The organism is Thauera mechernichensis (assembly GCF_029588855.1).
Lineage (GTDB): Bacteria > Pseudomonadota > Gammaproteobacteria > Burkholderiales > Rhodocyclaceae > Thauera > Thauera mechernichensis.
In genome coordinates this window covers 268,418-289,956 of sequence record NZ_JARQZE010000005.1, presented here as the reverse complement: position 1 = coordinate 289,956, position 21,539 = coordinate 268,418, and the positions used below count along the sequence as shown (strand labels likewise).

The window sequence follows — 21,539 nt, the reverse complement described above, 5'->3', positions numbered from 1 at the left end:
CGTCATGATGAAACGCCTCGCCTCCGCCCTGAGTACGCAGTTCGCCAACCTCGCACCACGCGAACGATGGGCGCTACGCATCGCCTGCCTTTTCGTGCCGTGTGCGCTGGCATGGATGATCGGCGACTGGATGATCGCCGAACGCACGCGGCTCGACCGCCAGCTTCCCGCCCTCATCCTCAGCGTCCAGATGATGGAGCGAGACGCAGCAGAACTCGCCCACCTGCGCCGCAGCCCATCACCCACATCACCAGCCGGCCCCGCAGAACTGGCAGCGTCGGCCATGGCGCACGGCCTCGTCACCGACATCCGGGTCGAGGAGGCAGCAGTCATCGTTTCCGGTTCGAGCTCCCTGGAACGCTTGCTGCCGTGGCTGGCTGAACTGCATTCCCGGCACCGCTTGCGCGTGAGCGAACTCGACTTCGATGCCGGCAACGGTCGCTTCCTGATCCGTCTCGACCCCACAGCGCTCGTACGTTGATGACGAGCAGCCTCCAACCAGCAGCCCGCCAGTGGCTCCTAGCGGCATTCCTCCTGCTTGCCTTCATCGTCACCCAGGCCCCGGCGGCGCTCATCGATACCGCATTGGCTACCCATAGCGGACATCACATCCGCCTGCTCGAGCGCTCGGGAACGCTCTGGAGAGGCCGGGGCGTACTCGCCGAACACACCCCGCAGGGTCATATACGCTGGCTGACCGTGGCTTGGCAGATTGCCCCCTTCGGGCTCATTCATGGGAGGCCGATACTGGATGTCGAGTTCGACGACCAGCCAGTACTGAACGTCACAGCCAGCCAGAGCGGCCTGGAACTGCGCTGGCAGGTCCACCCGGTCGATATCGCACCACTGATCCGCACGCTCACGCATCCTGCCGCCCGCCTCGGTTGGCATGCACGTGCCTCAGTGCCTGCAGGCGAAGGCGCATGCAACTGGCGCATGAGGTGTAGGGGCGCGATGGCACTGGAGCTGTCCGCCCTTGCGACCAGCGTGTTGCCAGGGCCATCGCTCGGTCGCTTCGGGCTACAGCTCGGACTTGAAGAGCGCACCTTATCGATCGTCGTGGTCAGCCCAAGCGACAACCGGCTGCAGGCAAGCGCCAGCATGGTGGTGCACGCCACACACAGAAGCAGTGGCGACATCCGCATCGGTGGCGACCCCGAGCTAGTCAAGCAACTCGGCGCCCTGACCGGTGACGTGATGCAGCGTCAGGCCGACGGCACGCTACAAGTTCAGTGGCGGCACGGGAGCCTTTAATCAAACTGCAAGAAATTCATAATTTTTTTGTATCGCTAAGCCCCTAAGTTGTCGGTTTCTCAACCACGGCCACGGAGCCTTACACCAATGAGCAATTCCCCGACCAAGGCCTACCTCGACGAACCGCTGCGCGAGGACTGCCCCTCCCCCCATTTCAACGAGGTCCTTGCCGTGCGCATGTCGCGCCGGCAATTGATGAAGGGGAGCATGGCTGCGGCCACCGCCACCCTGTTCGGGACCACGCTGACGGCCTGCGTGTCGGACAGCGACAATGACACCCCGGCAGTCGAGACGCCCGCCGCACCCGGCTTCAGCGAGCCCAAGCTTGGCTTCCAGGCTGTCGCAGTGACGCGTGCCGACACCACGACCGTGCCCGCCGGCTACACGGCCACGCCCTTCCTGCCGCTCGGCACGCCGATCTGCGGCACCTACCCCGAGTACAAGCCCGACGGCACCAACACCGGCGCCGAGCAGGAACAGCAGATGGGGATGTGCCATGACGGCATGCACTTCTTCCCGATCGGCGGCAGTTCGACTCATGGCTTGCTGGTGATGAACCACGAGTACATCGTGCAGCCCGTGCTGCATGCCAATGGCGCGACGACGGTGGGCGGCATCCGCACCGTGCCCGACGAGGTTCGCAAGGAGATCGCCGCACACGGCGTCGCGGTGGTGGAGATTCGCAGCACCGCCCATGGCCAGTGGGAAATCGTACGCGGTGCCTACAACCGCCGCATCACCGGCGCCACCCCGATGGCGATCCGTGGTCCGGTGCGCGGCCACGAGAAGGTGCGCACCAAGTACAGTCCGGATGGCACCCGCACGCGCGGCACGCTCAACAACTGCGCCCACGGCTACACGCCCTGGAACACCTACCTCACCTGCGAGGAGAACTGGGCCGGTTACTTCGTCAACAAGACCGGCCGTCCGCGCGAACACAGCCGATACGGCGTTGCCACCTCGAGCGGCCGTTACCGCTGGGAGACCGTGGCCGGTGACGAGTACGAGCGCTTCGACGTCAGCGTCAAGGCCGCGTCCGCCAGCGAGGACTATCGCAACGAGGTCAACGGCTTCGGCTGGGTGGTCGAGATCGACCCCTTCGACCCTGACTCGACCCCGATCAAGCGCACCGCGCTCGGCCGCTTCGCGCACGAGGGCTGTGTGTATGCGCCGGTGGTCGAAGGCCGCCCCGTCGTCTTCTACATGGGCGATGACTCGCAGAACGAGTACATCTACAAGTTCGTGACCCGCGCCAACTACTCGGCTGCCACCGCCAACGGCAGCATGCTGGACGACGGCACGCTCTACGTGGCCCGCTTCGATGCCGACGGCAGCGGTCGCTGGCTCGCGCTCGACTTCAACAACGCCGACTTCCTGGCTGCCTGCCTGGCCAAGGGCGTCAGCTTCAGCGACCAGGGCGATGTGCTGCTGAACACCCGCCTCGCCGCGGCCACGGTTGACGCGACACCGATGGACCGGCCGGAATGGGGCGCGGTGCACCCGCATACCGGCGAGGTGTACTTCACGCTCACCAACAACAGCAGCCGTACCGTTGCCGACGCGGCCAACCCGCGTGCGCCCAACCCCTATGGCCATATCGTGCGCTGGCGCGAAACCGGCAACGACGCTGCGGCACTGAGTTTCGAGTGGGATATCTTCGTGCTTTCCGGCACGCTGACCGACAGCGGCAAACTCGGCGACGCCACTCAACCGCTGGGCGAGGATGCCATCCATGCCAGCCCGGACGGCCTTTGGATCGACCCGAACGGTATCCTGTGGATCCAGACCGACATGAGCGGCTCGCAGCAGGGTTCGGGCCCATTCGGTGAGAACCAGATGCTGGCCGCCGAACCGGCAACGGGCGAGATCCGCCGCTTCTATGTCGGGCCGAGGGAGCAGGAGGTGACTGGCGTCATCACGACACCTGATGGGAAGACCATGTTCGTGAACAACCAGCACCCCGGGGACCGCTCGACGCCGGGCAACTTCACCAGCAACTGGCCCGATCGTCCGCAGCCTTACACGACGGTCGACCCGTCGGGCCCGCGTCCGCGCTGCGCCACGGTGATCATCACCCGCAACGACGGCGGCGTGATCGGTCTCTGACCAGCGGAAAAGCTCGCGGCTTGCGCCGCTCCTGCGTGGCCCCGCCGCAACTGGGGGCTGCCGTGGGAGTGGCGCAAGCCGCGAGGGGTTGAAGGCGAAACAACCGAAAAGCTCGCGGCTTGCGCCGTTCCTACGTGGCCCCGGCGCGACGGACTGTCATTCAGTGCGGTGCGCTTCGGCCAGGTAGTCGCGGGTGCGCATTTCCATGAGCCGGCTCACGGTGCGTACGAACTCGTGTGCGTTGTGGCCTTCGGTGTAAAGCTCGTAAGCCTCGACCTCTGCGCTCATGATGAGCTTGACGCGGTGGTCGTAGAGCACGTCGATGAGCCAGGTGAAGCGGCGCGCCTCGGACGCATTGCCGACGAGCATCTTCGGTACGGCGGACAGGATCAGCGTGTGGTGCTCGCGCGCAATTTCGAGGTAGTCGTTCTGCGACCGTGGTCCGCCGCACAAGGTCGCAAAATCAAACCAGATCACGCCTGGCGCCTGGCGTACGACCGCTAAGCTGCGTCCGAGGATCTCGATGTCGCCGCCCTCGCCCGGGCTGGCCGCGAGACGGCGGAAGTCCTCTCCCATCTTGGCCTCTGCCGCAGCGTCGTGGGGCACGAGGTAGATCTCCATTTTCTCGAGCGTGCGCAAGCGGTAGTCCGTGCCGTCGTCGACCTCGACGACATCGAAGCGGCGCTTGATCATCTCGATCGTGGGCAGGAAATTGATGCGCATCAGTCCGTTGGGATACAAGCCATCCGGCGGATAGTTCGAGGTCATGACGAAGATGACACCGCGCGCAAACAGGGCGTCAAGCAGGCGACCGAGGATCATCGCGTCGGCGATATCCGATACGTGGAACTCGTCGAAGCACAGCAGCCGGGTTGCGCCCGCGATGCGGTCCGCTACCTTCTGCAGCGGGTCGGGCTCGTGATTGTGATTCTTGAGGTCGTTCTGCACTTCCTGCATGAAGGCATGGAAGTGCACCCGGCGCTTGCGCTTGTAGGGCACGGCATCGAAAAAGCAGTCCATCAGAAAGCTCTTGCCACGCCCGACACCCCCCCAGAAGTATACGCTGCGAGGCATCTGGGGCTTGTTGAAGAACTGCTTGATCCTGCTGCCCTGGCGGGCAGCCTTGAAGCCGACGAGTTCGGTGTACAGTCCTTGCAGGCGCTGGGCGGCAGCACGCTGGGCCGGGTCGGACTGGAATCCACGCGCCTTCAGCTGGGCTTCATAGGCGTCGATCATCCCGTGCTGGGGAACGTTCAGGATGCGATGAGGCATTTTGGGTCGATGTTCAGCTGTGCTGGGGGCAGCAGGTTAACGCAAGAAGGGGTGGGCGCGAGCAGGACTCGCACCCACCCCCCGTTACCGCAGGCGCGGCTTAGAAGTGCAGCGGCCGCTTGTCGCAGGCCAGCGCGGCCTCGTGCACCACCTCGGACAGTGTCGGGTGGGCATGGCAGATACGCGCCAGGTCTTCCGAGCAACCGGCGAACTCCATCGCTACCACGGCCTCGGAGATCAGCTCCGACGCGTTGGCGCCGATGATGTGCACGCCGAGGATACGATCGGTGTTGGCATCGGCCAGCATCTTGACGAAGCCGGTGGGATCGCCCATGCCGAGCGCGCGACCATTGGCCAGGAAGGGAATCTTGCCGACCTTGTAGGCCACGCCAGCGGCCTTGAGCTGCTGCTCGGTCTTGCCGACCCAGGCAATCTCAGGGCTGGTGTAGATGACCCAGGGCACGGTGTCGAAGTTGCAGTGACCCGCCTGGCCTGCCATCAGCTCGGCGACCATCACGGCCTCTTCCATTGCCTTGTGTGCCAGCATCGGACCGCGCACCACATCACCAACCGCCCACACGCCGGGCAGATTCGTCCGGCAGTGGTCATCGACCTCGATCATGCCGCGCTCGGTGATCTTGAGACCGACGGCTTCCGGGTTGAGGCCGGCAGTATTGGGGACGCGGCCAACCGACACGATCAGGCGGTCGGCTTCGAGCTTCTGCTCTGCACCGTCCTTGTCCTTGTAGGCGATCGTGACGCCCTTCTTGCCGACCTTCACCTCGCCGATCTGAACACCGAGGTTGATCTTGAGGCCTTGCTTGGTGAAGACCTTGAGTGCCTCCTTGGCCACATCCTGATCGGCAGCGGCAAGGAAGTCGGGCATGGCTTCGAGCACGGTGACATCCGCGCCCACGCGGCGCCACACCGAACCCATTTCGAGTCCGATCACACCGGCACCGATCACCGCGAGCTTCTTGGGCACCGCGTCGATGTCGAGGGCGCCGACGTTGTCGCAGACGATCTTGTTGTCGACCGGAATGCCGGGCAGGTGGCGCGGCGCCGAACCGGTGGCGACGATGACCTGCTTGGCGACGACGAGCTCTTCGCCGACCTTGACGTGCCAACCGGCGTCACCCTTGCCGACGAAAGCGCCGTGACCGTTCAGCAGGGTGACCTTATTCTTCTTGAACAGACCCTTGATGCCGCCGGTGAGCTGGTCGACGATGCCGCTCTTGCGCGCGATCATCTTGGCGACGTCAATCTTCGGCGTGCCGACGCTGATGCCCTGGCTCTCGAAGCTGTGACCCGCTTCCTCGAACAGGTGCGAGGTGTGCAGCAGCGCCTTGGACGGGATGCAACCCACGTTCAGGCAGGTACCGCCCAGGCGCGGCTCGCCCTTGGGATCGGCATAGGGGTTGGACTCGCAGCACGCGGTCTTGAAACCGAGCTGTGCAGCGCGAATGGCCGCCACATAGCCGCCGGGACCGCCGCCGATGACGAGGACGTCGAATTCTTTGGACATTCATCTCTCCCTTCAGGAAAACGGGGCGCTGCCCCGCCGCACAGGCAAGCAGCCTGGCGGCGTGACGCGCCCCTGTGCGTTGTGATCAGACGTCGAGGATCAGGCGAGCCGGATCTTCCAGCGCTTCCTTCATCGTCACCAGGCCAAGCACGGCCTCACGACCGTCGATGATACGGTGGTCGTAGGACATCGCCAGGTAGTTGATCGGACGCACGACGACCTGGCCGTTCTCGACCACGGCGCGATCCTTGGTGGCATGGATGCCGAGGATGGCCGACTGCGGCGGGTTGATGATCGGGGTCGACATCATCGAGCCGAACACGCCACCGTTGGAGATCGAGAAGGTGCCACCCGACAGGTCGTCGAGCGACAGCTTGCCGTCCTTGGCCTTCTGGCCGAACTCGGCGATCTTGAGCTCGATCTCGGCGATCGACATGGACTCGGCGTTGCGCAGGATCGGCACCACCAGGCCGCGCGGCGAACCGACCGCGATGCCGATGTCGATATAGCCGTGGTAGACGATGTCGTTGCCATCGACCGAGGCGTTCAGGATCGGGAACTTCTTCAGCGCGGCCACCGCGGCCTTGACGAAGAAGCCCATGAAGCCCAGGCGTACGCCATGGGCCTTCTCGAACTTGTCGCCATATTGCTTGCGCAGCGCCATCACCGGCGCCATGTTGACCTCGTTGAACGTGGTCAGGATGGCGTTTTCGTTCTTCGACTGGATCAGGCGCTCGGCGATGCGGGCGCGCAGGCGCGTCATCGGCACACGCTCTTCGGGGCGATCACCGACGGCGGCGATCACCGCCGGGGCAGCAGCAGCGGCAGCCTTGGGCTGGGCGGCGACGGCGTCTTCCTTGGTGACGCGACCGCCACGGCCAGAGCCCGCGACGTCGCCGGCGGCGATGCCCTTCTCATCGAGGATCTTGCGCGCGGCCGGGCTTGCAGCCCCCGCGGCCGAGGCGGCGGGAGCGGCCGGCGGCGGCGTCACCGCCTGCACCGGCGCGGCAACCGGCGCAGCGGCGCCCGCAGCCTTGGCTTCGGTGTCGATCTGGGCGATCAGCTCGCCCGAGGTCACGGTGTCGCCGTTCTGCTTGATGAGCTTGACGAGCACGCCATCGGCCGGTGCCGGCGTCTCGAGCACGACCTTGTCGGTCTCGATGTCGATGAGGTTCTCGTCGCGCGAGACGGCATCGCCTTCCTTCTTGTGCCAGGAAACGAGGGTGGCCTCCGAAACGGACTCGGACAGCTGCGGTACTTTGACTTCGATCAGCATGGATTAATCTCCCTGGTTGTTCTATCAGTGCGGGGACTGCGGTGTGGTTTCCTGGATCGGGCCGAATGCGTGCTCGATCACCGCCTTCTGCTGCTGGTTGTGCTTGGCATAGTAACCAACCGCGGGCGACGCCGCTGCCGGACGGCTGACGAGCAGCAGCTTGCGCTTGGTACCGAGCACATTGACCAGATGCTGACGCGAGGCCAGCCAGTACCACGCCCCCTGGTTGCGCGGCTCTTCCTGGCACCAGACGACTTCCTTGGCGTTCGGGAACTGCTCGATCGCCTTGGCGAAATCGCTTTCGGGGAAGGGATAGAGCTGTTCAACACGCACCAGTGCCGTGTCGGTGATCTTGTTCTCACGGCGATGCGCCAGCAGCTCGTAGTAGATCTTGCCCTGGCACAGCACCACGCGCTTGACCTTCTTCGGGTCGAGCTGCTCGATCTCCGGGATCACGGTCTGGAAGCGGCCGTTGGCCAGTTCCTCGATCGACGAGATCGCCTCCTTGTGGCGCAGCAGCGACTTCGGCGTGATGATGATCAGCGGCTTGCGCAGGCGGCGCACCATCTGCCGCCGCAGCAGGTGGAAGATCTGGGCGGGCGTGGTCGGCACGCAGATCTGCCAGTTGTTCTCAGCCGCCATGTTCATGAAGCGCTCGGGACGCGCCGACGAGTGCTCCGGCCCCTGGCCTTCGTAGCCGTGCGGCAGCATCATCACCAGGCCCGACAGGCGACCCCATTTGGCCTCACCGGAGCTGATGAACTGATCGATCACCACCTGGGCGCCGTTGACGAAGTCGCCGAACTGGGCTTCCCAGACCACGAGCTCGTTGGGTTCGGCAGTTGAATAGCCATACTCGAAAGCGAGCAGCGCCTCTTCCGACAGCACCGAGTCGAAACACTGGAAGCGCGCCTGGCCATCCTGGATGTGCTCGAGCGGCTTGTAGGTCCCTTCGTCCCAGCGCTCGCGCTTCTGGTCGTGGAGTGCAGCGTGGCGGTGGAAGAAGGTGCCGCGATTCACGTCTTCGCCCGAGATGCGCACACCGTAGCCCTGTGCCAACAGGCTCGCATAGGCCAGGTTCTCGCCCATGCCCCAGTCGAGCGGCAGCTCGCCACGGGCCATTGCGGCTCGATCATCGATGATCTTCTTGACGCGGGAATGCAGCGCGAAGCCCTCGGGAACCGTGCTCAGGCGCTCACCCAGGCGCTTGACCTCCTGCGTCGGGATCGCTGTCTCGGCGGCGTCGGTGTAGGGCTGCTTGAGGTAGGGCGTCCAGTCCACTGCATGCTGGCGATTGTGCCCGGACAGCACCGGGTTGTAGAGCAGCTCGCCGCGGTCGAGATGCTCGCGGTACTCGGCGATCATCCTCTCCGGCTCATCGGCGGAGATGCTGCCCTCGGCAACCAGGCGGTCGGCGTAGAGCTTGCGGGTGCCGGGGTGCTTCTGGATGCTGCGGTACATCAGCGGCTGAGTCACCATCGGCTCGTCCTGCTCGTTGTGGCCGAGCTTGCGGAAGCAGATGATGTCGACGACGACGTCCTTCTTGAACTCCTGGCGGAACTCGATCGCCAGCGCAGTCACGAAGGCCACCGCCTCGGGATCGTCACCGTTCACATGGAAGATCGGTGCTTCGACCATCTTGAAGATGTCGGTGCAGTACAGCGAGGAGCGGTAGTCGCGCGGATCGGAGGTGGTGAAACCGATCTGGTTGTTGACGACGATGTGCATCGTCCCGCCCGTGCCGTAGCCGCGGGTCTGGGAGAAGTTCAGCATCTCCTGGTTCACGCCCTGCCCAGCGACCGCGGCGTCACCGTGGATCAGCACCGGCAGCACTTCGCGCTTTTCGGCATCGCCGCGGCGAACCTGGCGCGCGTAGACCGAACCCGCAACCACCGGATTGATGATCTCGAGGTGCGAGGGGTTGAACGCCAGGGTCAGGTGCATCGGACCGCCCGGGGTCATGACGTCGCTCGAGAAGCCCATGTGGTACTTGACGTCACCCGCGGTCAGGTCGGCTGCCGCCTTGCCCTCGAACTCCGAGAACAGCATCGACGGCGACTTGCCCAGGGTGTTGACGAGCACGTTGAGGCGGCCACGGTGTGCCATGCCGATCACCGTCTCGGCCACACCCAGGCTGCCCGCCACTCGAATGATCTCGTCCATCGCCACGATTGCGGTCTCGCCACCTTCGAGCGAGAAACGCTTCTGACCCACATACTTGGTATGCAGGTAGCGCTCGAGCGTCTCGGCGGCCGTGGTGCGCTCGAGGATGCGCTTCTTCATCTCGAGCGAGAACTTCGGCGTCCCGCGCACGCTCTCCAGTCGACTCTGGATCCAGCGCTTCTGCGCGATGTCGGTCATGTACATGTACTCGGCACCGATAGACCCGCAATAGGTCTGACGCAGCGCCTCGAGGATCTCGCGCAGGCTGGCGTGTTCGGTCGAGAACCCGTGGAAGGAGCCGACATTGAAACTCTTCGACAGGTCGGCCTCTGTGAAGCCGTAGTACGAGGGCTCGAGCTCGGCAATCTGCGGCCGTTCAACGCGCTTGAGCGGATCGAGATTGGCCCAGCGGTTGCCGAGGAAACGGTAGGCGTTGATGAGCTGCAGGACCGAAACCTGCTGCTTGTCCTCGCCGCCACCGGTGACCACGGTACGCACCGGCCCACGCTTGGCCATCTGCTCGAACGCAGCGATCACCGGCCCATGGGCCACGTCGCGCTGCGCAGCGCCGGCCTGGCTCTGCAGCTTGTCAAAGTATTCGCGCCACTCTTCGGAAACCGAAGCCGGATCGGCGAGGTAGTTTTCGTATTGCTCTTCAATGAACGGCGCGTTCGAGCCGAACAAATGCGAGGTCTGTTCGAGTTGCTTCATCATGGTGAAGGCCACCTGTCGTGTTCTGTTGTCGTGCTTTCTTCTTGCTGCAATGCTTGGAAAGCTGCACCTTCGTCCCTGAAGGAAAAACGGGATGACCGCGCACGCGCAGCCACCCCGCAATCATCAGAGTTGGCGAAGCCTCCTCCCTCTCTCCATCGTCTCTTACGGACGCTGTTCGAGCGACGGAACGTCGCGACGCGCAGCTCCGATGTAGAGCTGACGCGGACGACCGATCTTGTACTCGGGATCGGTAATCATCTCTTCCCACTGGGTGATCCAGCCCACCGTACGCGCCAGCGCGAAGATGCAGGTGAACATGGAGGTCGGGATACCCAGCGCCTTCTGCACGATGCCCGAGTAGAAGTCGACGTTCGGGTAGAGCTTCTTCTCCACGAAGTACTCGTCTTCCAGCGCAATGCGCTCGAGTTCCTTCGCAAGCTTGAACAGGCGATCGTTCTCGAGACCCAGCTCGCCAAGCACGTCGGCGCACACCTTGCCCATCAGCTTGGCACGCGGGTCGAAGTTCTTGTACACGCGGTGGCCGAAACCCATCAGCTTGAAGCTGTCGTTCTTGTCCTTCGCGCGCTTGATGTACTCGCCGACGCGCGACACGTCGCCGATCTCTTCCAGCATGTTCAGGCAGGCTTCGTTCGCGCCGCCATGCGCCGGGCCCCAAAGGCAGGCGATACCTGCCGAGATGCAGGCAAACGGGTTGGCGCCCGACGAGCCGGCGAGGCGGACCGTCGAGGTCGATGCGTTCTGCTCGTGGTCGGCGTGCAGCGTGAAGATCACGTCGAGCGCGCGCACCAGCACCGGGTTCGGCTCGTACTTCTCGCACGGCGTACCGAACATCATGTGCATGAAGTTGGCGGTGTAGCCAAGATCGTTGCGCGGATACATGAACGGCTGGCCCGTGTTGTACTTGTAGGCCATCGCCACGATGGTCGGCAGCTTGGCGATCAGACGATTGATCGACACGTTGCGATGCGCTTCGTCGGAGAAGTCCATCGCATCGTGGTAGAAGGCCGACAGTGCACCGACAACACCAACCATGATCGCCATCGGATGCGCGTCACGGCGGAAACCGTTGTAGAAGCGGGTCAGCTGATCATGAACCATGGTGTGGTTCTTGATGACACCCTCGAACTCCGTGCGCTGCTGCGCGTTCGGCAATTCGCCGTTCTTGAGCAGGTAGGCAACTTCCAGGAAGTTGCACTTCTCGGCGAGTTGCTCGATCGGGTAGCCGCGATACAGCAGTTCACCCTTGTCGCCGTCGATGAAGGTGATCTTCGACTTGCAGCTTGCAGTCGACAGAAAACCCGAGTCGTAGGTAAACAGGCCGGTCTTGCCGCCCAGGGTGCGGATGTCGATCACATCCTGACCATGGGTGCCGGTCATCACCGGGAATTCGACGGTCTTGCCATCGACGGTTAGCGTTGCAGTGCGTTCAGTGCTCATAGATCGTCCCTTCTACTTGCCGGTTTAACTGCTTGTCGTATCGTGACCGTACCTGCCGCCTCAGCGCTGGCGCAGCAGGCCGATCATCTCCTTCCAGCGGTCCACTTCACATGCCTTGCTGCCATTGACCATCGCCCAGATGTCGTAGTCGTCACAGCGCAGCAGTTCCTCCAGATCCGCAACCTGATCGTCGGTGAGACGATCGAAATCCCGCTCCAGGAAGCGCGTAAACACAAGGTCGAGTTCGAGAAGAGCCCGCCGACACTGCCAGCGCACACGCCCCCTGTTGATGCTCATGGCGTCAATCCGTATTTATACCGCACGCCGGACCATCATGTCCTTGATCTTGCCAATCGCGCGGGTCGGATTGAGACCCTTCGGACAGACATCGACGCAGTTCATGATCGAGTGGCAGCGGAACAGGCGGTACGGATCCTCGAGGTTGTCGAGGCGTGCATTGGTATCCTGGTCGCGGGTGTCGGCCAGGAAACGGTAGGCCGCAAGCAGGCCGGCCGGACCGACGAACTTGTCGGGATTCCACCAGAACGACGGGCAGGACGTCGAGCAGCATGCGCACAGGATGCACTCGTACAGACCGTTGAGCTCCTCGCGGTCCTCCGGCGTCTGCAGGCGCTCGCGCTCGGGTGCGGGATCGTTGTTGACGAGGTAGGGCTTGATCGAGTGGTACTGCTTGAAGAACTGCGTCATGTCCACGATCAGGTCGCGGATGACCGGCAGCCCCGGCAGCGGGCGCAGCGTGACCGGCTGCTCCAGGCTGTCGATGTCGGTCAGGCAAGCCAGACCGTTCTTGCCGTTGATGTTCATCGCGTCCGAGCCGCACACACCTTCACGGCAGGAACGGCGGAAGGACATCGAATCGTCCTTGGCCCGCAGGCGCACGAGCGCATCCAGCAGCTTCTTGTCGGACGGCTCGAGCTCGACCGAGATGTCCTGCATGTAAGGCTTCTCGTCCTTGTCCGGGTCGTAGCGGTAGATCTTGAAATGAACGGTACGCTTGGTCATGAGTATTTCTCCCGGGCGCTCAGTAAGTGCGCTTGGCGAGCGCGATCGGCTCGACGTCGTCGGACAGCGGCTTCAGGTTGACCGGCTTGTAGTCAAGACGGTTGCCTTCGCTGTACCACAGGGTGTGCTTGAGCCAGTTGGCATCGTCACGGCCGTTCGGATTCTCCGGTGTATCGGGCGCGTCATCGCGCACGTGGGCACCGCGCGACTCCTTGCGAGCCTCGGCCGAAACCATGGTGGCACGGGCGACCTCGATGAGGTTGTCGAGCTCTAGCGCCTCCATGCGCGCCACGTTCCAGACCTTGGACTTGTCCGAGATCTCGGTACGCTTGGCACGTTCTGCAACCTCGCCGATCTTCTGCACACCTTCCTTGAGCAAGGCGTCGAAACGGAAGACACCGGCATGCTTCTGCATGGTGCGACGCATTTCCAGGCCCACGTCGAACACGCTCTCGCCCTTGGTCTGGCCGTCGAGTCGAGCCAGTCGTGCAAGCGACACGTCGGCCGCGTCGGCCGGCAGCGGCTTGAGCTTGAGCTGACCCGACTGGAAGTCCTCGACCACAGTCTCGCCCGCCGACTTGCCGAAAACGAGCAGGTCGAGCAGCGAGTTGGTACCGAGGCGGTTGGCGCCGTGCACCGAGGCGCAGGCGCACTCGCCTGCCGCGTAGAAGCCGGCCACCGGACTGTTCGGGTTGCCGTCCTTGGGCACCACAACCTGACCCTTGTAGTTGGTCGGGATGCCGCCCATCTGGTAGTGGCAGGTCGGCACGACCGGGATCGGCGCCTTGATCGGATCCACGCCGGCGAACTGGATCGCAATCTCGCGGATGCCAGGCAGGCGCTTCATGATGGTATCGGGCGACAGGTGCGTGATGTCGAGGAGCACGTGATCCTTGTCGGGGCCGCAACCACGGCCCTCGTTGATCTCGGTCGTCATCGCGCGTGACACCACGTCACGGGAGGCAAGGTCCTTCAGGTTGGGCGCATAGCGCTCCATGAAGCGCTCGCCCGAGGCGTTGCGCAGGATGCCGCCTTCGCCGCGCACACCCTCGGTGATCAGCACGCCCGCGCCGGCCACCCCGGTCGGGTGGAACTGCCAGAACTCCATGTCTTCGAGCGGGATACCGGCGCGCGCCGCCATGCCCACGCCGTCACCGGTGTTGATGAAGGCATTGGTGGAGGAGTAGTAGATACGGCCGGCACCGCCCGTGGCGAACACGGTGGCCTTGGCGTGGAAGATCGAGACCTCGCCAGTTTCCATCTCCATTGCGGTGACACCGAGCACGTCGCCGTCAGCATCGCGAATCAGGTCGAGCGCCATCCACTCGACGAAGAACTGGGTGTTGGCACGCACGTTGCGCTGATAGAGCGCATGCAGCATGGCGTGGCCGGTACGGTCGGCCGCTGCACAGGAGCGCATCACGGGTGCCTGACCGTAGTTCATCGAGTGGCCACCGAACGGACGCTGGTAGATCTTGCCGTTGTCGGTACGATCGAAGGGCATGCCGTAGTGCTCGAGTTCGATGACGACCTCGTTGGCCTTCTTGCACATGAACTCGATGGCATCCTGGTCACCCAGCCAGTCCGACCCCTTCACGGTGTCGTACATGTGCCAGTGCCAGTTGTCCTCGGTGGAGTTGCCGAGCGAGGCTGCCACTCCACCCTGCGCCGCCACGGTGTGCGAGCGAGTCGGGAAAACCTTGGTCAACACGGCGGTCTTGAGGCCGGCTTCGGACAACTGCAGGGCCGCACGCAGGCCGGCGCCACCCGCGCCGACGATGACTGCATCAAAGGTACGCTTAGCGACGTTCACGCTTAGAGCCTCCACAGGATCTGGGCAGCCCAGCCGGCGTAGCCGACGAGCAGGAAGAGGGTGACGAGATGCAGCGCCAGGCGCACACCGGTCGGCTTGACGTAGTCCATCCAGATGTCACGCACGCCGATCCAGGCGTGATAGAAGAGCGACAGGAAGAACAGGAAACTGAGGAACTTGAACAGACCGTTCGAGAACAGGCCCGACCACGCCTCATAGCTGAGCTCGGGAAGGGCCAGCGCACAGACGGCGAAGATGACCGTGTAGATCGCCATGAACACGGCAGTTGCGCGCTGCGCGATCCAGTCCTTCAGACCGTAGTGCGCGCCGACGGGTTGACGTTTCACCATAGTTTCACCCCGATGATGAGGGTCAGCGCAATGCTGACTGCAAGAACGATCTGCGAGGACTTGCGCGCCGCGGCAAGCTCGGTTCCCTTGTGCATGTCGAGCAGCAGGAAGCGGATGCCGGCGCAGAAGTGATGCAGATAGGCCCACAGCAGACCGAGCAGCAGCAACTTGACGAGCGGATTGCCAACCACAGCACTAAAGGTCTCGAAGGTCTGCGCGGAACCCAGGCTGCGATCGAGCAGATAAAGCAGGAAGGGCAACAGCAGGAACAAGCCTGCACCACTGACCCGGTGAAGGATCGAGACGATTCCCGGCAATGGCAGCCGGATCTGATTCAAGGCCAGATGCTTCGGCCTCGGTTTGCGCACTGTCACTTCTGACATGAAGACTCCCCTCTGCATGTGCGACGACGGCCGTCGCTGACTCCGAAAAAACACATAATTATAGCCCTGCCCGACGCCGACATTTCATGTCTGGCGCGTTCAATTCAGTTCATTCAGATAATAATGGTCGGCCGTCGAATACAAACCACGCCGCCATTCGACCGGCTTGTCGCCATAGGTGTAGGTGACACGCTCTACCGAAAGCAGCGGCGTCCCTTCGGCCACCTTGAGCGCCTCGCTCGCCCCGCGGTCAGCCGCAACGGCACGAATACGCTCCTGGGCGCGAATCATGCGCAAACCGAAACGAGTCTCGAACAGGCTGTACAGCGAACTGTTCCATCCCTGCAGCACCTCGGCCGTCAGCCCCTGAAAAACCTCGCCGGGGAGATAGATTTCGTCGATGACGACAGGCCGGGTCGCGAACTTGAGCAAACGGCGCACGATGATGATCGGCGCACCGGGCTCGATGCCGAGCATGCGCGAGGCCTCCTGCCCTGCCTTCGCGCGCCAGCAATCAAGCGGCACACTCTGCGGCGGAGAGAGATCGCCGTCATTCGGCACGAGGCGCAAGAACCTGAACAGCGCGCGCGGGTCGTTGTGCGATGCGACATAGGTACCCTTGCCCTGTTTGCGCACCAGCAGGTTGTCCGCCGCCATCTCATCGATCGCCTTGCGCACGGTACCCTGCGACACACTGAACCGGGCGGCAAGCTCCTGCTCGCTTGGAATGGCCTGGCCAGGACGCCACTCGCCCGCCTCAAGAGCCTGTAGAATCAGGGCCTTGATCTGACGGTAAAGCGGACTGAAGGTGGGCGCCTCATGTGACATGCGCGCATTTGATCACAAAATTAAAATGCAGTCCATAGCATGTCTTATGTCTTATATAAGATATAAAACGACATTTGACAGCACAGTCCGTTCGCATTAGTATCCCCGCGCTCGTTTCGACCCCTGTCATTCGGGGTGCGGACGCTTGCGGTCAGCATGCGCACTGCAGGCGCCGGGCAGCAATCCAGGACAACCTAGACCGTCTTACTTGAGGGAGTATCCACATGAGCAAAGCCCCCATGCGCGTCGCTGTCACCGGCGCCGCCGGCCAGATCGGCTACAGCCTGCTGTTCCGCATCGCCAGCGGCGAGATGCTGGGCAAGGACCAGCCCGTCATCCTGCAACTGCTCGACCTGCCCCAGGCACAGAAGGCAGTCAAGGGCGTCATGATGGAGCTGGAAGACTGCGCCTTCCCGCTGCTGGCCGGCATGATCGCCACCGACGACCCGAACGTCGCCTTCAAGGATGCTGACGTCTGCCTGCTCGTCGGCGCCCGTCCGCGTGGCCCTGGCATGGAGCGCGCCGACCTGCTGACCGCCAACGGTGCCATCTTTACCGTCCAGGGCAAGGCCATCGCTGAAAACGCCAAGGAAGACGTTCGCGTGCTGGTCGTGGGCAACCCCTGCAACACCAACGCCTACATCGCTCGCGCCGCCGCCATCAAGGTCGGCCGCACCAACCCGAACAACTACCACGGCATGCTGCGCCTGGACCACAACCGCGCGCTGTCGCAGCTCGCGGCCAAGTCCGGCCGTGAAGTGTCGTCGCTCAAGAAGATGGTGGTGTGGGGCAACCACTCGCCCTCCATGTACGCCGACTACCGCTTCTGCGAGTCGAACGGTGACAGCGTCAAGGCGCTGATCAATGACCACGCCTGGAACAACGACGTGTTCCTGCCCACCGTCGGCAAGCGCGGCGCTGCCATCATCGAGGCCCGTGGCCTGTCGTCGGCTGCTTCGGCCGCGAACGCCGCCATCGACCACGTGCGCGACTGGGTGCTGGGCTCCAGCGACTGGGTCACCATGGGCGTGCCCTCGGACGGCTCCTACGGCATTCCCGAAGGCGTCGTGTTCGGCTTCCCCTGCGAGTGCAAGGATGGCCAGTTCAAGATCATCCAGGGCCTGGAAATCGACGAGTACTCCCAAGGCAAGATCGCCATCACCCTCAAGGAACTCGAGGACGAGCGCGCGGCCGTTGCCGACATGCTGAAGTAAGCTGCGCGCGGGCGGCCGCGTGCCGCCCTTGCGACAGGCCACGGGGTAAAATCCGTGGCCTTTTCTTTTTCTCCGGGCCCCATGAGGGCCTGCCGTGCGCTGCATCGCACCGTGGCGGACGAGCCACACCCACCCGAGGAGCCCGACATGTCGCTTCACCCCGCCCAAGTTCTGTTTGCCGGTGAAAAGCCCTTCCCTGCCCTTCCCGCCGTCGACCACTACGCCGGCGCCGAGAAGCTGATGCTCAAGGCCTTGAAGCTACAACAGGAACTCGGCCCGGTGTTCGACATCACCTGCGACTGCGAGGACGGCGCCGCCGCCGGCGCCGAAGCCGAACACGCCCACATGGTCGTGGAGATGGTCAATGGCGCCGAGAACCACTACGACCGGGTCGGAGCGCGCATCCATGACATCACCCATCCGCACTGGCAGCGCGACCTCGAAATCCTGGTCGGTGGCGCCGGGCACCGCCTCGCTTTCGTCACCCTCCCAAAGGTACGCTCCGTGGCCGACGCCGCCACACAGATCAACGAACTGCGCCGCGTCGAAGCGGCCTGCAGCCTGGCGCGTGCGCTGCCGGTGCACGTGCTCATCGAAACCCACGGCGCCTTGCGCGAGGCCTGGGAGATCGCCGCACTCGAAGGCGTCGAGTCACTCGACTTCGGCCTCATGGACTTCGTCTCGGGCCACCACGGCGCCATCCCGGGCAGTGCGATGAAAAGTCCGGGCCAGTTCGAGCACCCGCTCATCGTGCGTGCCAAGGCCGACATCGCCGCTGCAGCCCTGGCCAACGGCGTCGTACCCTCGCACAACGTCACCACCGAGTTGCGGGACGTGGCGGTGATACGCCACGACGCCGACCGCGCCCGCCGCGAATTTGGCTACCTGCGCATGTGGAGCATCCATCCCAACCAGATCCTGCCGATCGTCGCCGCGATGCAACCCGACTTCACCGAGGTCGAGGAGGCGGTCGAGATTCTCGTCTCCGCACAGGACACCGCGTGGGGTCCGATCCAGCACAAGGGCCGCCTGCACGACCGCGCCTCCTACCGCTACTACTGGGAGCTGCTGCAGCGTGCCCGCCATACTGGCGTGGAGTTGCCGCATGAGATCCGTCAACGCTTCTTCGGTGCCTGACCATCTGCGCCCGAAAGCTCATCCACGACCGCAAGAAAGCCCGCCAGCAAAGCCCCCTGCGCCGACTCGGCCGTGGCCACGGCAAGCCTGAACTCCGCCTCCGGATCGGTCAGCGCGAGGTAGCGTACACGTGGCATGCGCACCGTTTCGAGCGGCGCAGGCAGAACGGCAATACCCAACCCGGCAGCGACCAGGCCGATCTGCGTCGTCGCCTCGCGTGCGACCTGCACGATGCGCGGCTCGAAGCCGGCCTGGCGGCACAGGCCACGCAACACGGCGGGCAGATCGGTACCAACGTCGGCCGGGAAGGCGATGAAGTCCTCGTCGTGCAGGTCTGCAAACGACACCGAGCCGGCGCTGGCGAGCCTGTGCGCAACATTGACCACCACGCGCAGCGGATTGCGCGCGATCTCCCGTATCCGGACCCCCTCCGGCGCACGAGTCCCCTGCAGGCGTACGAAACCGACGTCGAGCTCGTCACGGCCGAGCGCACCAAACTGGTCGGGCGTGAACATCTCGCGTAGCTGAAGCCGTACCGCGGGATAGCGCTTGCGGTAGGCATGCAGCGCATCGGGCAGCAGATCGGTGAAGGGCAGCGACGAAGTAAACCCCACCCGCAGCTCACCGGCCTCACCACGCGCCACGCGCTGGGTCTGCGCCACCGCCTCCTGCACACTCGCCATGATCCGCTGTGCGTGCTCCTGCAGGCACTTGCCAGCCGGCGTCAACGCCACGCGGCGAGCATTGCGCTCGAACAAGCGCACGCCCAACTCGTCCTCGAGATCGCGGATCTGCATCGACAACGGCGGTTGGCCGATATGCAGGCGTGCCGCGGCGCGGGTGAAGTTGAGTTCATCCGCCACGGCAAGGAAGTAGCGCAGGTGCCTCAGCTCCATTGATCTGATCCATATATGAATGAAGCCTTTCAAATATATTGGACCAAGAGTCCGACGGCAACCTAAGATCATCAGGCAGTTCACCACCCTCCCCGCCTGCCTGCACATGCCACCTCCAAGCGCCATGCCATTGCCCGCTCCGACCGCCGGCGCCGCCATCCCCGCATCCACATTGCCCGCGCCCCTTGAAGCCGGCACGCCAGGCTATCGGCGCGCCAACTTGGCCATGTTCGTCGGCGGCTTTGCCACCTTCGCCATGGTGTACGGCCCCCAGCCCTTGCTCCCCCTGCTGGCGGACGAATTCGGCATCGGTGCAGCCAGCGCCAGTCTCACGGTGTCTGCCGCTGCGGCCGGGCTGGCCCTGATGCTGATCCCGGGCAGCGTGCTCGCCGACCGCATCGGCCGTCGCCAGGTCATGATGGTCGCGCTCGGAATCGCGGCGGTCCTGGCCTGCGCGACGGCGATCGCCCCCGACTTCGGCTCGCTACTGGTGCTGCGCGCCCTGCTCGGCGCTGTCATCGCTGGCTTGCCGGCAGCAGCCATGGCCTACATCGGTGAAGAGATCGCCCCCAACGCGCAGGCGCGGGCGATGGGCCTTTACATCGCCGGCAATGCGCTGGGCGGCATGAGCGGACGCTTCATTGCAGCGCTGATCACCGACTGGAGCTCCTGGCGGATTGCGCTGGCCGTTATCGGCGTGCTTGGCCTCGCCTCTGCGGTCCTGTTCTGGCGTCGCCTGCCGCCCTCGCACCACTTCCAGCCACGCGCAGCAACACCTGCACGCATCCTGCGCGACACGCTCGCCATCTATCGCGACCCGGGCCTGCCGGCGCTTTTCCTGGTGGCCTTCCTGGCCATGGGCGCCTTCGTCGGGCTCTACAACTTCCTCGGCTTCCGGCTGCTCGAAGCGCCCTACCTGCTGGGCCAGACCGCCATCGGCGCGATCTTCCTGCTTTATCTGGTCGGCACCTGGGCGTCGACGTTGAGCGCCCGCCTGGCGGACCGTCACGGCCGGCACAAGGTGTTGTGGATCATGGTGGTGGTGATGGGCCTGGGCCTGGCGTTGACGCTCGCCCGACCACTGGCACTGATCATCGCCGGCGTGGGCGTATTCACCTTCGGATTCTTCGCCGCCCACGCGCTCGCCAGCGGCTGGGTGGGCAAGCGTGCAGGCGAGCGGCGGGCGCTCGGTTCAGCACTCTACCTGTCGAGCTACTACCTCGGCGCCAGCGTCATCGGCACCGTCGCCGGCACGGCCTGGGGCGCCGGTCACTGGCCCGGCCTCGCACTGCTGCTGGGCGCCTGTGTGCTGGCGACCGGCGCCGTTGCACTCTACCTGCGCCGCCTGCCTACTTGAGGTTGCCCGACAGGAACTGGCGCAGACGCTCGCTGCGGGGCTGGCCGAAGACATCGGCGGGCGCGCCGCTCTCCTCGGCCAAGCCCTGGTGCAGGAACATCACCTTGTTCGACACCTCGCGCGCGAAGCCCATCTCGTGCGTCACCACGACCATGGTGCGCCCCTCTTCGGCGAGGCCGCGCATCACCTTCAGCACCTCGCCCACCAGCTCGGGGTCGAGCGCCGAAGTCGGCTCGTCGAACAAAAGCACCGCCGGCTCCATCGCCAGCGCACGGGCAATCGCCACGCGCTGCTGCTGACCGCCCGACAGGTGCGCCGGATAGCTGTCCTTGAAGCGGCTGATTCCGACCTTGTCGAGGTAGGCCATGGCGCGCTCGTGGGCCTCCTTCCTCGACACCCCCAGCACATGGATGGGAGCCTCGACCACGTTCTCGAGCACGGTCATGTGCGCCCACAGGTTGAAATGCTGGAAGACCATCGCCAGGCGCGTGCGCAAGCGCTGCAACTGGCGGGCATCGGCCACGCGCAGATGGCCGTCCTTGCCAGGTACCAGGCGGATCTCCTCGCCCGCCACGCTGATGCGACCGGCGTCGGGCTGCTCGAGGAAGTTGATGCAGCGCAGGAAGGTACTCTTGCCCGAACCGGACGAGCCGATGATGCTGATCACGTCGCCGGATTCGGCCGCCAGCGAGACGCCCTTGAGCACCTCGTGGTCGCCATAGCGCTTGTGAAGGTCTTCGACGCTCAGTTGTGTCATGGATGAAGTTCCG

19 protein-coding genes are annotated in these 21,539 nt (G+C 64.2%); 6 read left to right on the top strand and 13 right to left on the bottom strand.

The genetic code is table 11. The annotated features are described in order from the left end of the window. The first annotated feature begins 4 nt into the window (after nt 1-4). The 3 genes from gspM to P7F68_RS10000 all read left to right on the top strand — a co-directional run bounded on the left by gspM (nt 5) and on the right by P7F68_RS10000 (nt 3,360). Nucleotides 5-481, top strand: coding sequence for a type II secretion system protein GspM (gspM, locus tag P7F68_RS10010; protein WP_002939487.1), 477 nt, complete (start codon nt 5-7; stop codon nt 479-481). After that, nucleotides 481-1,254 carry a type II secretion system protein N gene (gspN, locus tag P7F68_RS10005; protein ID WP_277832808.1) on the top strand — a complete coding sequence of 258 codons (774 nt, stop codon included), beginning with the start codon at nt 481-483 and terminating at the stop codon, nt 1,252-1,254. Before gspM ends, gspN begins: the two co-directional genes overlap by 1 nt. 87 nt (nt 1,255-1,341) lie before the next feature. Further along, nucleotides 1,342-3,360, top strand: coding sequence for a PhoX family protein (locus P7F68_RS10000; protein WP_002939473.1), 2,019 nt, complete (start codon nt 1,342-1,344; stop codon nt 3,358-3,360). Nucleotides 3,361-3,516: 156 nt separating this feature from the next. On the opposite strand, the gene zapE is transcribed toward P7F68_RS10000, so the two are convergent. The 11 genes from zapE to P7F68_RS09945 all read right to left on the bottom strand — a co-directional run bounded on the left by zapE (nt 3,517) and on the right by P7F68_RS09945 (nt 16,165). Beyond that, on the bottom strand, nt 3,517-4,632 hold the full coding sequence (zapE, locus tag P7F68_RS09995) for a cell division protein ZapE (protein ID WP_002929733.1): 1,116 nt from the start codon (nt 4,630-4,632) through the stop codon (nt 3,517-3,519). A 100-nt stretch (nt 4,633-4,732) separates the two neighbouring features. Next, on the bottom strand, nt 4,733-6,157 hold the full coding sequence (lpdA, locus tag P7F68_RS09990; RefSeq protein ID WP_002929731.1) for a dihydrolipoyl dehydrogenase: 1,425 nt from the start codon (nt 6,155-6,157) through the stop codon (nt 4,733-4,735). 85 nt (nt 6,158-6,242) lie between these two features. Beyond that, entirely contained in the window at nt 6,243-7,433 is a 1,191-nt protein-coding gene (gene odhB, locus P7F68_RS09985; RefSeq protein WP_277832793.1) for a 2-oxoglutarate dehydrogenase complex dihydrolipoyllysine-residue succinyltransferase, read from the bottom strand. 24 nt (nt 7,434-7,457) lie between these two features. Beyond that, nucleotides 7,458-10,310, bottom strand: a complete 2,853-nt coding sequence (locus tag P7F68_RS09980) for a 2-oxoglutarate dehydrogenase E1 component (protein ID WP_037982947.1) — start codon at nt 10,308-10,310, stop codon at nt 7,458-7,460. A 162-nt stretch (nt 10,311-10,472) separates the two neighbouring features. Beyond that, entirely contained in the window at nt 10,473-11,768 is a 1,296-nt protein-coding gene (gene gltA, locus P7F68_RS09975; RefSeq protein ID WP_002924950.1) for a citrate synthase, read from the bottom strand. Nucleotides 11,769-11,828: 60 nt separating this feature from the next. Further along, nucleotides 11,829-12,065 (bottom strand): FAD assembly factor SdhE, encoded by a 237-nt coding sequence (locus tag P7F68_RS09970; protein WP_002924948.1) that lies wholly within the window; start codon nt 12,063-12,065, stop codon nt 11,829-11,831. A gap of 15 nt (nt 12,066-12,080) precedes the next feature. Next, nucleotides 12,081-12,791 carry a succinate dehydrogenase iron-sulfur subunit gene (locus tag P7F68_RS09965; RefSeq protein WP_002924946.1) on the bottom strand — a complete coding sequence of 237 codons (711 nt, stop codon included), beginning with the start codon at nt 12,789-12,791 and terminating at the stop codon, nt 12,081-12,083. Nucleotides 12,792-12,810: 19 nt separating this feature from the next. Continuing rightward, nucleotides 12,811-14,604, bottom strand: coding sequence for a succinate dehydrogenase flavoprotein subunit (gene sdhA, locus P7F68_RS09960; RefSeq protein WP_002942396.1), 1,794 nt, complete (start codon nt 14,602-14,604; stop codon nt 12,811-12,813). Between the two features lie 2 nt (nt 14,605-14,606). Further along, nucleotides 14,607-14,954, bottom strand: a complete 348-nt coding sequence (sdhD, locus tag P7F68_RS09955; protein WP_002924942.1) for a succinate dehydrogenase, hydrophobic membrane anchor protein — start codon at nt 14,952-14,954, stop codon at nt 14,607-14,609. Next, nucleotides 14,948-15,337 (bottom strand): succinate dehydrogenase, cytochrome b556 subunit, encoded by a 390-nt coding sequence (gene sdhC, locus P7F68_RS09950; protein ID WP_002924940.1) that lies wholly within the window; start codon nt 15,335-15,337, stop codon nt 14,948-14,950. The genes sdhD and sdhC overlap by 7 nt, the downstream gene beginning before the upstream one ends. Before the next feature lie 99 nt (nt 15,338-15,436). Further along, nucleotides 15,437-16,165, bottom strand: a complete 729-nt coding sequence (locus P7F68_RS09945; RefSeq protein ID WP_002924937.1) for a GntR family transcriptional regulator — start codon at nt 16,163-16,165, stop codon at nt 15,437-15,439. Nucleotides 16,166-16,389: 224 nt separating this feature from the next. Here P7F68_RS09945 and P7F68_RS09940 point away from each other — a divergent pair, with 224 nt between their 5' ends. Continuing rightward, nucleotides 16,390-17,379, top strand: a complete 990-nt coding sequence (locus P7F68_RS09940) for a malate dehydrogenase (protein WP_002924935.1) — start codon at nt 16,390-16,392, stop codon at nt 17,377-17,379. A 147-nt stretch (nt 17,380-17,526) separates the two neighbouring features. After that, nucleotides 17,527-18,516, top strand: coding sequence for an HpcH/HpaI aldolase/citrate lyase family protein (locus P7F68_RS09935; RefSeq protein ID WP_277832777.1), 990 nt, complete (start codon nt 17,527-17,529; stop codon nt 18,514-18,516). Here P7F68_RS09935 and P7F68_RS09930 read toward each other — a convergent pair. Beyond that, nucleotides 18,495-19,412 (bottom strand): LysR substrate-binding domain-containing protein, encoded by a 918-nt coding sequence (locus tag P7F68_RS09930; RefSeq protein ID WP_002942381.1) that lies wholly within the window; start codon nt 19,410-19,412, stop codon nt 18,495-18,497. The genes P7F68_RS09935 and P7F68_RS09930 overlap by 22 nt on opposite strands. A gap of 226 nt (nt 19,413-19,638) precedes the next feature. Between P7F68_RS09930 and P7F68_RS09925 the strand changes: the two genes are divergently transcribed. After that, nucleotides 19,639-20,769 carry an MFS transporter gene (locus tag P7F68_RS09925; RefSeq protein WP_277832901.1) on the top strand — a complete coding sequence of 377 codons (1,131 nt, stop codon included), beginning with the start codon at nt 19,639-19,641 and terminating at the stop codon, nt 20,767-20,769. Here the strand turns inward: P7F68_RS09925 and P7F68_RS09920 are convergent. Next, nucleotides 20,762-21,526, bottom strand: coding sequence for an ABC transporter ATP-binding protein (locus P7F68_RS09920; RefSeq protein WP_002942371.1), 765 nt, complete (start codon nt 21,524-21,526; stop codon nt 20,762-20,764). The genes P7F68_RS09925 and P7F68_RS09920 overlap by 8 nt on opposite strands. Between the last annotated feature and the right edge of the window lie 13 nt (nt 21,527-21,539).

What these genes read in the sequence shown, in the direction of transcription:
- gspM (WP_002939487.1), top strand. Translation starts at nt 5, where the DNA reads ATGATGAAACGCCTCGCCTCCGCCCTGAGTACGCAGTTCGCCAACCTC.
- gspN (WP_277832808.1), top strand. Translation starts at nt 481, where the DNA reads ATGACGAGCAGCCTCCAACCAGCAGCCCGCCAGTGGCTCCTAGCGGCA.
- P7F68_RS10000 (WP_002939473.1), top strand. Translation starts at nt 1,342, where the DNA reads ATGAGCAATTCCCCGACCAAGGCCTACCTCGACGAACCGCTGCGCGAG.
- zapE (WP_002929733.1), bottom strand. Translation starts at nt 4,632, where the DNA reads ATGCCTCATCGCATCCTGAACGTTCCCCAGCACGGGATGATCGACGCC.
- lpdA (WP_002929731.1), bottom strand. Translation starts at nt 6,157, where the DNA reads ATGTCCAAAGAATTCGACGTCCTCGTCATCGGCGGCGGTCCCGGCGGC.
- odhB (WP_277832793.1), bottom strand. Translation starts at nt 7,433, where the DNA reads ATGCTGATCGAAGTCAAAGTACCGCAGCTGTCCGAGTCCGTTTCGGAG.
- P7F68_RS09980 (WP_037982947.1), bottom strand. Translation starts at nt 10,310, where the DNA reads ATGATGAAGCAACTCGAACAGACCTCGCATTTGTTCGGCTCGAACGCG.
- gltA (WP_002924950.1), bottom strand. Translation starts at nt 11,768, where the DNA reads ATGAGCACTGAACGCACTGCAACGCTAACCGTCGATGGCAAGACCGTC.
- P7F68_RS09970 (WP_002924948.1), bottom strand. Translation starts at nt 12,065, where the DNA reads ATGAGCATCAACAGGGGGCGTGTGCGCTGGCAGTGTCGGCGGGCTCTT.
- P7F68_RS09965 (WP_002924946.1), bottom strand. Translation starts at nt 12,791, where the DNA reads ATGACCAAGCGTACCGTTCATTTCAAGATCTACCGCTACGACCCGGAC.
- sdhD (WP_002924942.1), bottom strand. Translation starts at nt 14,954, where the DNA reads ATGGTGAAACGTCAACCCGTCGGCGCGCACTACGGTCTGAAGGACTGG.
- sdhC (WP_002924940.1), bottom strand. Translation starts at nt 15,337, where the DNA reads ATGTCAGAAGTGACAGTGCGCAAACCGAGGCCGAAGCATCTGGCCTTG.
- P7F68_RS09945 (WP_002924937.1), bottom strand. Translation starts at nt 16,165, where the DNA reads ATGTCACATGAGGCGCCCACCTTCAGTCCGCTTTACCGTCAGATCAAG.
- P7F68_RS09940 (WP_002924935.1), top strand. Translation starts at nt 16,390, where the DNA reads ATGAGCAAAGCCCCCATGCGCGTCGCTGTCACCGGCGCCGCCGGCCAG.
- P7F68_RS09935 (WP_277832777.1), top strand. Translation starts at nt 17,527, where the DNA reads ATGTCGCTTCACCCCGCCCAAGTTCTGTTTGCCGGTGAAAAGCCCTTC.
- P7F68_RS09930 (WP_002942381.1), bottom strand. Translation starts at nt 19,412, where the DNA reads ATGGAGCTGAGGCACCTGCGCTACTTCCTTGCCGTGGCGGATGAACTC.
- P7F68_RS09925 (WP_277832901.1), top strand. Translation starts at nt 19,639, where the DNA reads ATGTTCGTCGGCGGCTTTGCCACCTTCGCCATGGTGTACGGCCCCCAG.
- P7F68_RS09920 (WP_002942371.1), bottom strand. Translation starts at nt 21,526, where the DNA reads ATGACACAACTGAGCGTCGAAGACCTTCACAAGCGCTATGGCGACCAC.